The organism is Mesorhizobium subarcticum (genome assembly GCF_055456085.1).
Genome location: NZ_CM144237.1, coordinates 6385666 through 6397695 on the forward strand (window position 1 = coordinate 6385666; position 12030 = coordinate 6397695).

Sequence of the window (12030 nt, forward strand, 5' to 3'; positions counted from 1 at the left end):
CCACGATCAGGGCGCCTCCGCCAACCAGATATTGCCGCCTGTTCATCGCTTTGTGGCCGATCTGTCTTCGACAATCGCGAAGCGGCCAACAACGACCGGTGCGGTGTCTTCAAATGAGTTAACTCGCAAAATCGACTGTGCCCTAGGAATTGGCGGACCATCGCCAGTCCCGGATCTCCGGCATGTCGACGCCGTGCTTTCGGATGTAGCGATCGTGCTCGACCAGCTTGTCGCGGATCGCTTGCTTGGCGTAGACGGCCGCCGCGCCAAGCCTTGGCACCCGGTCGATCACGTCGGCGACAAGATGAAAGCGGTCGAGCCTGTTGCGGACGACCATGTCGAAGGTGGTCGTCGTCGAGCCTTCTTCCTCGTAGCCACGAACGTGCATGTTGTCGTGATTGGTGCGCTTGTATGCCAGACGATGAATGAGCCAGGGATAGCCGTGATAGGCGAAGATCACCGGCTTGTCCTTGGTGAACAATCCGTCGAAATCGCTGTCCGTGAGACCATGCGGATGCTGGGACTTTGGCTGCAGGGTCATTAAGTCAACGACGTTGACGACCCGCACTTTCAGATCCGGAATGTACCCACGAAGCAGGTCGACGGCGGCAAGCGTCTCGACCGTGGGCACATCGCCGGCGCAGGCCATCACCACGTCCGGTTCGCCACCGCGGTCGTTGCTGGCCCATTCCCAGATGCCGATGCCTTGCGTGCAGTGCTTGATTGCCGCATCCATGTCGAGCCATTGCGGCGCCGGCGCCTTGCCCGCGACGATGACGTTGATCCGATCCCAGCTTCTGAGACAGTGGTCGGTGACGTAGAGCAGCGTGTTGGCATCCGGCGGCAGGTAGACGCGGACGGTATCGGCCTTCTTGTTGACGACGTGGTCGATGAAGCCCGGGTCCTGATGGCTGAAGCCATTGTGGTCCTGCTGCCAGACATGGGACGTGAGCAGGTAGTTCAAGGACGCGATCGGCTGCCGCCATGGCACGTCGCGCGAGGTCTTCAGCCATTTCGCATGTTGGTTGAACATCGAATCGATGATGTGGATGAAGGCCTCGTAGCAGGAAAACAACCCATGGCGTCCGGTCAGCAGATAGCCTTCCAGCCAACCCTGGCAAAGATGCTCACTGAGCACCTCCATGACGCGTCCCGAAGGTGCCAGATGATCGTCCTCCGATGTGGCGCTCGCATCCCAGGCACGGTTGGTGACTTCAAAGAGTGCCTGTAGGCGGTTGGAGGCCGTCTCGTCGGGCCCGAAAACCCTGAAGTTGCGCGTCGCATCATTGGCCTTCATCACATCGCGCAGGAATGTTCCCATCACCCGCGTCGCCTCGGCCTCAGCAGCGCCCGGAGACGCCACGGCAACCGCATAGCTGGTGTAGTCGGGTAAACGCAGCGGACGTTTCAGGGCGCCGCCATTGGCGTGCGGATTGGCGCTCATGCGCCTGTTGCCGGCAGGCGCCAGCGCCGCGATCTCGGCCTGCAACCGTCCAGTCTCGTCGAACAATTCCAGCGGCTGGTAGCTGCGCAGCCAGTCTTCCAGCAGTTTGAGATGCCCCGGCTTGGTCATGTCACTGAACGGCACCTGGTGTGAACGCCAGGAGCCCTCGGTCTTGAGGCCATCGACTGTCTTCGGCCCGGTCCAGCCCTTGGGGCTGCGCAGAACGATCATCGGCCAGCGCGGGCGCGCGGAGACGCCGGCTTTGCGCGCGTCATCCTGGATCTGTTTTATCCGCTGGAAGGCCTCGTCCATGGCCGCCGCCATCTTCTGGTGCATGATCTCCGGCTCTTCGCCTTCGACGAAGATCGGGTCGTAGCCGTAGCCGCGAAAGAGAGCCTCCAATTCCTCCGGGGAAATGCGCGCCAGCACCGTCGGGTTGGCGATCTTGAAGCCGTTCAGGTGCAGGATCGGCAACACCGCGCCATCGGCCGCCGGATTGAGGAACTTGTTGGAGTGCCATGATGCCGCCAGCGGGCCGGTCTCGGCTTCGCCGTCGCCGACAACACAGGCAACGATCAGATCGGGATTGTCGAGGACGGCGCCGTGGGCATGCGCAAGCGAATAGCCGAGTTCACCGCCTTCATGGATCGAGCCGGGAGTCTCGGGCGCAGCATGGCTTGGAATGCCACCCGGAAACGAGAATTGCCGCACAAGGCGGCGCAATCCGTCCTCGTCCCGGGAGATGTCGGGATAGAGCTCGCTGTAGGCGCCCTCGAGATAGGTGTTTGCGACGATACCTGGCGCGCCATGTCCGGGGCCGGCGATGAACAGGACGTCGAGATCCCTCGCCTTGATGACCCGGTTCAGATGGACATAGATGAAGTTCAGGCCTGGCGTCGTCCCCCAATGGCCGAGCAGGCGCGGCTTGACGTGCTCGAGTTTGAGAGGTTCACGCAGGAGCGGATTGTCGAGGAGATAGACCTGTCCCACCGACAGGTAATTCGCCGCGCGCCACCAGGCGTGCATGAGCTTGAGCGTATCCGGCTCCAGAACAGTTGCGTCTGTCGCCAAACCCTGAGGTTTATGTACTGTCATTGCGATGCTCCTGATGTCGTCAAAAATGAATGGTCACGCGTGGATCCCGTCCGGGCGCGCGATGCCGGGCCGACGGCCAGAGGTTTCAACAGTTCCGCCGACACGAGGTAGGCGATCACGATGGCGCCGATGCCTGCCAGCATGGGCACGGAAGGCGTTTCAAAACCAAACCAGAGGCCCAGAGGCGTGAACGGCAGAACCATGGCAACGACCAATGCCACGAGCGAGGAAGCCGCCAGGGGCAAGCGGGGAAGATCCTGCCAAGGCCGGCCATTGGTGCGGATGATGAAGATGACGAGGATTTGCGTCGCCATGGATTCCAGGAACCAGGCGGTGCGGAACTCCGCCGCGGAGGTATGGAAGATCAGCAGCAACGCCCCGAAGGTCAGGAAATCGAACAGCGAGGAGAGCGGTCCCATGACGCCGGCGAACCGCATCAGGCCGCGCATGTCCCAAACCTGCGGCCGCGCCGTGGCTTCGGCTCGAACGCCGTCGAATGGAATGCCGAGTTCGGAGAGGTCGTAGAGCAGGTTGTTCAAGAGGATCTGCGTCGGCAGCATGGGCAGGAATGGCAGTGCCATGGCCGCGACCGCCATCGACAGCATGTTGCCGAAATTCGAACTGGCGCCCATGCGCACGTATTTGAGGATATTGGCGAATGTCCGCCGGCCCTCCTCGACGCCGTCGGCCACGACTTCGAGGTCGGATGCCAGGAGGATCATGTCGGCGGCGGCCTGCGCCACGCCGCTTGCTCCGTCGACCGAGAGGCCGATGTCGGCAACCTTGAGTGCTGGCGCGTCGTTGATGCCATCGCCGAGATAGCCGACAATGGCGCCCCTGGCCTGCAGCGCCTTTATGATCCGGGATTTCTGGTCCGGCGCCAGTCGTCCATAGGCGTCGACCGACTGGACCTGGACCGCGAGCGCTTCATCGCTCAACGCCACGACGTCGGCGCCGGACAGGACTTTCCCGGCATTTAGGCCGACAAGTCCCGCAAGTCGCTTGACCACAACCGGATCGTCTCCGGACAGGATCTTCAGCCTGACACCGGCATTTGCAAGGCGGGCTATCGCGGCAGCGGCAGTAGGTTTGGGCGGGTCAGCGAAGGCGCATAGCCCCTCGAAAACGAGGTTTACCTCGTCGGCCGATCCCACGTCATGGGTCGATCCCGACCATGGGCGAGAGGCCACGGCGATTGTTCTCAAACCATCGCCTGCCAGGGCATGAACCCGTTCGATCGCCTGAGCTCGTTCAGGCTCCCCCATCCGTATGGACGTGTCTCCGGCTCGCTGCGAAGAACAAAGCGCCAGAACCGCTTCCGGCGCGCCCTTGACGATCAGCAACAGACCGTCGGGACCAGCAGCAAGCACGGAACCCAGCCGCCGGCTGAAATCGAAGGCGTGCCGGCCCGACAGGGTCCAGTCCCGCGATGCATCGGCCGAGCCCTGGGTCAGCGCCGCATCGAGCGACCCGCGATCGCCACCGAGATCGGCCGCGATGGCGCCGAGCCGGGCGGCGCGCGGATCCTCGCTGCCGGCCGGGTCGAGACTGCGGGCAAGCGTGATCTCCGCCGAGGTCAGCGTGCCGGTTTTGTCCGTGCACAGCACCGTCATCGCGCCAAGGTCATGGATCGTGGCAAGCCTTTTGACGATGACCTTGCGCCGCGCCATCCTCATCGCGCCACGCGACAGGGTGACGGTCGTGATCATTGGCAGAAGCTCGGGCGTCAGGCCGACGCCAAGCGCCACCGCGAACAGGACCGAGTCCAGCACCGAGCGGCCAAGCAGCACGCGGGTGGCAAGGACGACAACCACCAGCGCCAGGCTCAGCCTCGCGATGACGAGGCCGAACTGATGGAGATCGCGCTCGAACGGCGATGGAGCTTGCGCCTCGGCGAGTGCCGACGCGGCGGCGCCAAACACAGTCGACCGGCCGGTCCCGACGACGAGCGCTATCGCTTCACCGGTCTGCGTGACCGCGCCCCGGAACAAGGCATTAGACGCTTCACCGGGACTTGTCGCCGTGACCACGCCCGAACGCTTCTCGACCGCATAAGGTTCACCGGTCAGCGCCGCCTCGCCGGCGGTGCAGGCCGTGCTGTCGAGGATCAGGGCGTCCGCGGGAATGATGTCGCCGGCACGGACGCGCAGGATGTCGCCCGGGACGACGTTTTCGACGTCGATCTGGCGAAAGGAGCCGTCTCGCTTGACTTCGGCCTTCAGCGCCACGGAACGCCGCAGCACTTCGGCCGCCTTGACCGCGTGTCCCTCCTGCACGGTATCCAGGCCGATCGAAAGGACAAGAATCGCGACGATGATCCCGCCTCCGATCACGTCGCCCGTCGCCAACGACACTATGCCCGCCGCCAGCAGGATCAGCGAAAGCGGCTCGAGAAGACGTCGCAGGATCGCGCGCCACAAATCGTCGGTCTTCGCCGCCGCATCGCTGTTGGGACCATATTGGGCAAGCCTGGCTTCGGCATCCGCTGAGCTCAGGCCGTCGCCACCACAATGAAGAGCCGTGTAGAGAAAATCCGGCGTGCGCGTCCAGAACGCAGCGAGGTTATCGGGGCGTATTTCCCGTGCGGGCTTGTTCGCGAGATTGGCTGCCGAGATCATCAACGCGCCTTTGCTGCCTGGAAAACGGAACAGGTTTCCTCGGCTATGACTTGTTCTTCGTCGGTTGGAATGACGAGGATGGCTACCCTGGCGTCCGGCGCCTCGATCCGCGTCGCGTTCGCGGCATTCGCCACGGGATCGATGGCAACGCCGAGCCAGGCAAGATGACTGCAGACGGCTGCTCGGATCTGGGGTTGATGCTCGCCTATACCGGCGGTAAAGACGATGCCGTCGAGCCCGCCCAGCGTGTTGGCGATTGCCGTCGTCTCGCGGGCGATGCGGAAGGCAAACAGGTCCAGTGCCTCGCGAGCAGCCGATGAGTCGTTGCCGATCAGATCGCGGCTGTCGGCGCTGATGCCGGAAACGCCGAGCAGCCCGGAGCGGTGGTAGAGCATGTCCTCAACCGCCTCGATCGACAGGCCGCGTTGCTTCACCAGATGGATCAGCACGCCCGGATCGAGATTTCCGCAACGTGTTGCCATCGGGATGCCGTCCAGCGTCGAGAACCCCATGCTGGTGTCGCGGCTGACGCCGCCTTCAAGTCCACACAGGCTTGCGCCGCTGCCCAGATGCGCCACAACGATGCGGCGGCTGGCGATGTCCGGCGCGACCTGCCGCAGTTGCGCGGCAATGTATTTGTACGAGAGGCCGTGAAAGCCATAGCGCTTGATGCCCTCGTCAAAGAGCGAACGCGGTAGCGCGAAGCGGCGCACGAGATCGCTCTGGCTGCGATGGAAGGCCGTATCGAAAGATGCGACTTGAGGCAGGCCGGGCCGCAGATGCCGGATTGCCTTAATCAAGCGAACGCTCTGTGGCTGGTGCAGCGGCGCCAGGGGCACCAGCGCCTCGATTGCAGCGAGCGTCTCGTCGGTGATCGCCTCAGGCCCAGCGAACCGGTCGCCGCCATGAACGACGCGGTGTCCAACCGCAGCCAGCGCATTCACTGAAAAATGGTGCGCCAACCAGCCGAGGGTTTCTTCGATGACTTCGTGCAGATCGTCGGAAACGGCCGCCTTGAGCGGAATATCCGCGACGGTCGGACCCTCGGCTATCTGAAGCGAGAGCGGGAGATGGCGTAGGTCGATGACACCTTTTCCAAGGCGATGCGGCACATTCGCCTTCATCTCGAACAAGCCCAGCTTGATCGTCGAGGATCCGGGATTGAATGTCAGGAGAACAGGACCGGTCATGGTAGGATCTGATCACTGTTCTGCTCGCGCGACGCGAACTTGCCATCAGCAACGGCTGGGTGACGATTAGGTTGCCCTGAAGGCGTTTCTGTGTGGCGACGCCCTTAGGTGTGCGGCTATGAAAAGCACCTGCCAACGGCCAACGCTTTGACGCCGGTCAAGAACATGCGCTTTCGTCACGGTGCCTTTGACGGCCCTCTTCGTTGATCGTGATCGATGCCCACTCCGGGGCTCAGGAGCATCTCCTGGTGCTCGGTCGGCAAAATTCCATCGAGCGTGTCGCGGCATTCCTTGTCGATATGGCGGAACGCCAGGGCGGACTCAGCCACGTCGAGCTTCTCATGTCGCGCACCGACATTGGCGACTATCTAGGCCTGACCATCGAGACAGTGTCGCGCATCTTCTTGAAGCTCAAGGAGAGAGGCATCATCAGGCTTCCGTCCTTGCGCACCGTTGAAATCGCGAAATGGGATGCATGGCATGGCATGGGCGAATAGTCGCTCTGCCGTCGACACGGTTTCTCAAGCAGTCTCCAACCGTCCATCCATCATACGAAATATGTGATCAGCCGCACCCAGCGGCAGTGCGGCGTGCGTGGCAAGAATGACGGTGCGCCCGGCCGTTGCCGTGTTGAGATCGGCCAGGAATGCCAGCTCTGCTTCCCGGTCGAGACCCGATGTCGGCTCATCAAAGGCGAGGATCTCCGCTTGCGACAGCAGCGTCCGCGCCAGGCAAAGCCGACGTGCCTGGCCGACGGAGAGGGTTCGCCCAGTCTCGCCGACAAATGCGCTGAGCCCTTCGGGCAGCCCACGCACGAAATCCGCAAGTCGGGCACTGGCCAACGCATGCCAGAGTGCGGCGTCGCTTGCATCGGCACGGCCGATCAAAAGGTTCTCGCGGATCGTCCCCAGCACAACAGGCGAGTCCTGGCTCAACAACGAAACCTTCTTGTGCAGATCCCCCTGGGCGACGGTGCGGATGTCCGCGCCGCCGATGGAAATCGTGCCGGCCTGCGGATCGTACAGGCGCAACAGCAGAGCAAGAACGGTCGACTTTCCCGAACCGCTCGGACCGATGATCGCGACACGGCTACCCTGCTTTACGGACAGATCGAGGCCACGCAACACAGGGCGTCGAGGGTCATGTCCGAAGACGACGCTTTCAAAGCACACGTCGCCGGTGGGCAAGAGTTGCGGGCGGACCGGGTCATTGACCATGGGTTTGCTGGTTGAGATGGCTTTGAGCCTAGCGGCGGCGGCGGCGGACACGCCCAATCTCGCCACGCCACGGACGACCGCGCCGGTTGCTTCGAAGCTGGCAATGGTGCCCAGCAGCAGACCCGCGAGCAATGGCCCGCCGATCGTTCCGGCATGAACGGCCGCAATGCCGAACCAGAGCACGCTGACCATCGCGGCACCGGCAAGCGCCTGGGTGGCCGCTGCCGCCAGCGTGCCAGCCATCCCCAATCGTCGGCGCGCGGAAGCGAGCCGTGCCGCCGAGCCAGCGAAGGATGCCCTCGCGGTCGCGGTTTCGCCAAAGGCTATCAGGTCGGCATGACCGTCAATGCCATCCAGCACGGCGATGCGTGCGGCGGCGGACGCCTCGACCAGCTCTGTCCCCATGCGACGCGATGCCAGTACCAGCACGGCGGGCACAGCCACTATAGCGAGGCCAACCAATATCGCATAGGAAACGCCCGCCGCCGGGATGAAAACCCAGAGCGCGGTCGCCATGGCCGATCCAAGCAAGAGCGCGGCGAGCATTGGGCCGATGGCGACGAGAAATACCGTATCCAGCGCATCGACGTCGGCGGTCAGGCGGCTGACGAGATCGCCGTGACGAAGGCTGCGATCGGCCAGCGGCACGCGTGGAAACAGGCTGGCAAACAGCCATCCCCGCAGATCGGCCAGCAGGCGGAGCGTTGCGTCGTGCCCGAAGACCTTCTCGCCATAGCGCGACAGGATGCGAATGAAGGACAGCCCGCGTATCAGCGAGGACGGACCAAACAGATTGAAACTCGCGGCGGCCGTCGTCAGCGCCGCGGCCGTCAAGAACCAGCCGGAGACGGAAAGAAGCGCGATGCCGGCGGCGAGCGTGATGAGCGACAACAGCAGCGTCCACGCCAGTCGCGCGGCATGGCGCTTGAACAGGGGGCGGAAGAACCAGAATGCGGTCATGCCACGCTCCTCAATGCCGCTGCCGGCCGTGCGGCCCGCACATGCGGCCCCGAAAGGACCTTGGCCCCGACAATCCTGTAAACGCTGTCCATTCGCGCGGCGACGACCGCCGAATGGGTTGCAACGATCATCGTCCGGCCGGCGGCGAAGGCCATCAGGGCATCGAGCACCTCGGTCTCGGTCTCGGCATCGAGATGCGCGGTTGGCTCATCGAGAAGAATGAGCCCGGGATCGCGCAGGAAAATCCGGGCGAGCGCCACGCGATGCGCCTCTCCACCTGAAAGCCCGATCCCGCCCTCCCCGATCAGCGTATCGAGGCGATCCGGCAACTGGGTCGCGAAAGGCAGGACCGCGGCGCGCCGGGCGGCTTCGTTCACTTCGGCATCGCTGGCGGACCTGCGGCCCAGCCTGATGTTCTCGGCGATGGTGCCATGGAACAAGCGGGGGCGCTGTCCAAGAAAGGCGACGCGCGCCCGCAGTTCAGGCTCGGCGATGGCAGCAAGGCCCTGACCGTCAAGCCGGATCGTGCCCTCGAAAGCCCGCATGTTGGCAACGGCCTCGAGCAGCGTCGACTTGCCGATGCCGCTCTCGCCGACCAGCGCCACATGCCGTCCGGCGGGGATCAGGAGCGACGTTTTGTCGATGACAAGACGGCGAAAGTCCGGGGTCCGCAAGGTAATGCTGTTCATATCCACGCTGATTGGCGCGGCAGAATGGTTGTCTGAAGTCGGCTGGAGGATTGCTTTCGGCACGTCGAATTCCGGCAAGCCGTCGAACTGCTTGGCCAGTTCGCCCACGGCCGCCTTGGCGGCGGCACGGTCATGATAGTGCGCCGCCAGCAGCCGCAATGGCTGATAGACTTCCGGCGCCATCAGCAGACAGAACAGACCCGCCTGGAGCGTTAGCACCGAAAGGCGGAGATCGACAAAACCGAGCAAAGTCAGGCCGACATACAACGCCACGCCTGCTACCCCGAGTGCCGCGAAAAACTCCAGGACCGCGGACGACAGAAAGGCGATCCTGAGGACAGCCAGGGTGCGCAGGCGCAGACCTTCGCTCGCCAGCATCACCGTGCGGGTCTCGCTCTCGGCCCGGCCAAAAAGCTTGAGAGTCACAATGGCGCGCAAGCGATCGGCGAACAGGCCTGACAGACGCGTGAACGCTTCGGCTTGCGCCCGGCTGGCGGCTTCGGCGCCCCAGCCGACCAATGCCATGAAAAGCGGAATCATCGGTGCGGTGACAAGAAAGAGCAGGCCCACGACCCAGTCGAAGGGCAGAACCATGACGGCGAAGGCGAGCGGCAGGATCGCCGCCTGCACCATCGCCGGCAGGAAGCGGACAAGAAATCCATCCAGGGCCTCGATCTGGTCGATGATCGCCGAGCTCAGTGCTCCTGACGACCGGGCGGCCGTCCAGTCGGGCCTGTGATCCAGCAGGGTCGCGTGAAACGCGGATCTCAGAAAGAACTTGATGCGCTCGGCGGCCACGATGCCGCAGCGTTCCGCGACGATCGCAAGCCCGATACGAACGGCGAAGAGGCTGGCAACGCCAAGGACGGGTGTGAGCAGGGCATGCGGCGAAGCGCCCTCAACGATCGCGCGATGCAGAGCCGAAGCAAGCAGATAGGCTTGCCCGACAAGCAGCAGGCCCGAGATCAGAGGCAGTGTGATCGCGACAACCATCGGCGCGCGCGCATGCCGCCACAGACGCATCATCCAGCGCCCCTGGTCACGGATAGCGTCGACTTGCGTTGAATCTGTCTGCTGCATTCCGTTTGTCCTGATGTCGCGGCGCATGTCGTTAGCTCTTGCCCGCAGGCGCGCCTGATCGCTTTGATCGAAATCAATGCCGGCCCCATCGCCACGGCCTAGCTGAAGAGACGCCCGGCAACCGGCCGGCATCAATCGGGACAGGCAGGCATGATCGATTTCACCGTTGTCGACCTTTCACGGCTGCAGTTCGCGGCCACCGCGATGTACCATTTTCTGTTCGTGCCGCTGACGCTCGGCCTTTCCTTCCTGATGGCCATCATGGAGAGCGTCTATGTCATGACAGGCCGCGATATCTGGCGGCGCATGACACTGTTCTGGGGCACGCTGTTCGGCATCAATTTCGCCATGGGCGTCGCGACGGGCATCGTCATGGAATTCCAGTTCGGCATGAACTGGAGCTACTACAGCCATTATGTCGGCGACGTTTTCGGCGCACCGCTCGCCATCGAGGGGCTGATGGCCTTCTTCCTCGAGGCGACGTTCATCGGCCTGTTCTTCTTCGGATGGGACAGGCTGCCGAGGGTCGGCCACCTCGCCGTGACCTGGCTGGTCGCGCTCGGCGCCAATTTCTCGGCGCTGTGGATCCTGATCGCCAATGGCTGGATGCAGAACCCCGTCGGCTCCGTCTTCAATCCCGATACGATGCGGATGGAGGTCACCGATTTCATGGCCGTGATCTTCAATCCGGTGGCGCAAGCCAAATTCGTCCACACGGTGAGCGCTGGCTACACCACCGGCGCCATGTTCATGATGGCCATCAGCGCATTCTTCCTTTTGCGTGGAAAGCATATCGAGCTCGCCAAGCGATCGATGGTGGTCGCGGCCAGCTTCGGCTTCGCTTCGGCGCTCTCAGTCGTCGTGCTTGGCGACGAAAGCGGCTATGTCGCAACCGAACAGCAGAAGATGAAGATTGCTGCACTCGAAGCCATGTGGGACACGGAACCCGCGCCGGCCAGCCTCACGCTCTTTGCCATTCCCGGCAAGGACGGCAACCGGTTCGAGGTCAAGATCCCCTGGGTACTGGGCCTGGTCACCACGCGCAGCCTCAACACCGAACTCCCCGGCATCCATCAGCTCGTCGATCACGCCGAACAACGCATCCGCAACGGCATCATCGCATCGGCCGATCTCGACGCGATCCGCAAGAACCCTGCCGACAAGGTGGCGCGCGCGGACTTCGCGCAGAATTGGCACGATCTTGGCTATGCGCTTCTGCTCAAGCGCTATCGCGACGATGTGCAGGCTGCAACGCCCGAGGACATCCACAAGGCCGCGCTCGATACCATCCCCGACGTCGCCACCCTGTTCTGGAGTTTTCGGATCATGGTCGGCCTCGGCTTCTACATGATCCTGTTCTTCGCCACCGCCTTCCTGCTGAGCGCCCGCAACAAGCTCGGCGAGAACCGCATCCTGCTCAGGATCGCACTGTTCAGCCTGCCAGTCCCCTGGATCGCGATCGAGTCCGGCTGGCTGGTGGCGGAATATGGCCGGCAGCCCTGGGCGATCGAAGGTGTACTTCCCACCTTCTACGCCGCGTCGGGGCTGACGTTGACCGACCTCGCAATCAGCCTGGGTTTCTTCCTGACGCTCTACACCAGCCTGCTGATCGTCATGGTCATCCTGATGGTCAAAACCATCAAGGCCGGCCCCAGCCAGCAAGATGTCATCACCGATGGCGCGGATGGCGCGGTCCAAATCCCCCAGGGCGCATTCGCCCATCCCGAACGCTGAGCG

General features: G+C 63.3%; 6 protein-coding genes and 1 pseudogene. 2 read left to right on the forward strand and 5 right to left on the reverse strand.

Annotation, left to right across the window (positions count from 1 at the left end; all coding sequences use genetic code 11):
* Positions 1-142 precede the first annotated feature (142 nt).
* The 3 genes from ACZYHG_RS31240 to ACZYHG_RS31250 are packed head-to-tail and all read right to left on the reverse strand — an operon-like array spanning position 143 to position 6347.
* Positions 143-2539 (reverse strand): phosphoketolase family protein, encoded by a 2397-nt coding sequence (locus tag ACZYHG_RS31240; RefSeq protein ID WP_464611874.1) that lies wholly within the window; start codon positions 2537-2539, stop codon positions 143-145.
* Entirely contained in the window at positions 2536-5157 is a 2622-nt protein-coding gene (gene mgtA, locus ACZYHG_RS31245; protein ID WP_464611875.1) for a magnesium-translocating P-type ATPase, read from the reverse strand. The genes ACZYHG_RS31240 and mgtA overlap by 4 nt, the downstream gene beginning before the upstream one ends.
* On the reverse strand, positions 5157-6347 hold the full coding sequence (locus ACZYHG_RS31250) for an acetate/propionate family kinase (protein WP_464611876.1): 1191 nt from the start codon (positions 6345-6347) through the stop codon (positions 5157-5159). The genes mgtA and ACZYHG_RS31250 overlap by 1 nt, the downstream gene beginning before the upstream one ends.
* Before the next feature lie 230 nt (positions 6348-6577).
* On the opposite strand from ACZYHG_RS31250, the pseudogene ACZYHG_RS31255 reads away from it, so the two are divergent.
* Positions 6578-6844 (forward strand): annotated as a pseudogene (locus ACZYHG_RS31255) (helix-turn-helix domain-containing protein); the annotation flags it as partial.
* Between the two features lie 24 nt (positions 6845-6868).
* Here ACZYHG_RS31255 and cydC read toward each other — a convergent pair.
* Both cydC and cydD read right to left on the reverse strand, forming a co-directional pair.
* The gene (gene cydC / locus ACZYHG_RS31260) at positions 6869-8524 is read right to left on the reverse strand and encodes a thiol reductant ABC exporter subunit CydC (RefSeq protein WP_464611877.1); all 1656 of its coding nucleotides are present in this window, start codon (positions 8522-8524) and stop codon (positions 6869-6871) included.
* On the reverse strand, positions 8521-10293 hold the full coding sequence (gene cydD / locus ACZYHG_RS31265) for a thiol reductant ABC exporter subunit CydD (protein ID WP_464611878.1): 1773 nt from the start codon (positions 10291-10293) through the stop codon (positions 8521-8523). Before cydD ends, cydC begins: the two co-directional genes overlap by 4 nt.
* A 150-nt stretch (positions 10294-10443) precedes the next feature.
* On the opposite strand from cydD, the gene ACZYHG_RS31270 reads away from it, so the two are divergent.
* Positions 10444-12027, forward strand: coding sequence for a cytochrome ubiquinol oxidase subunit I (locus ACZYHG_RS31270; protein ID WP_464611879.1), 1584 nt, complete (start codon positions 10444-10446; stop codon positions 12025-12027).
* Positions 12028-12030: the final 3 nt, after the last annotated feature.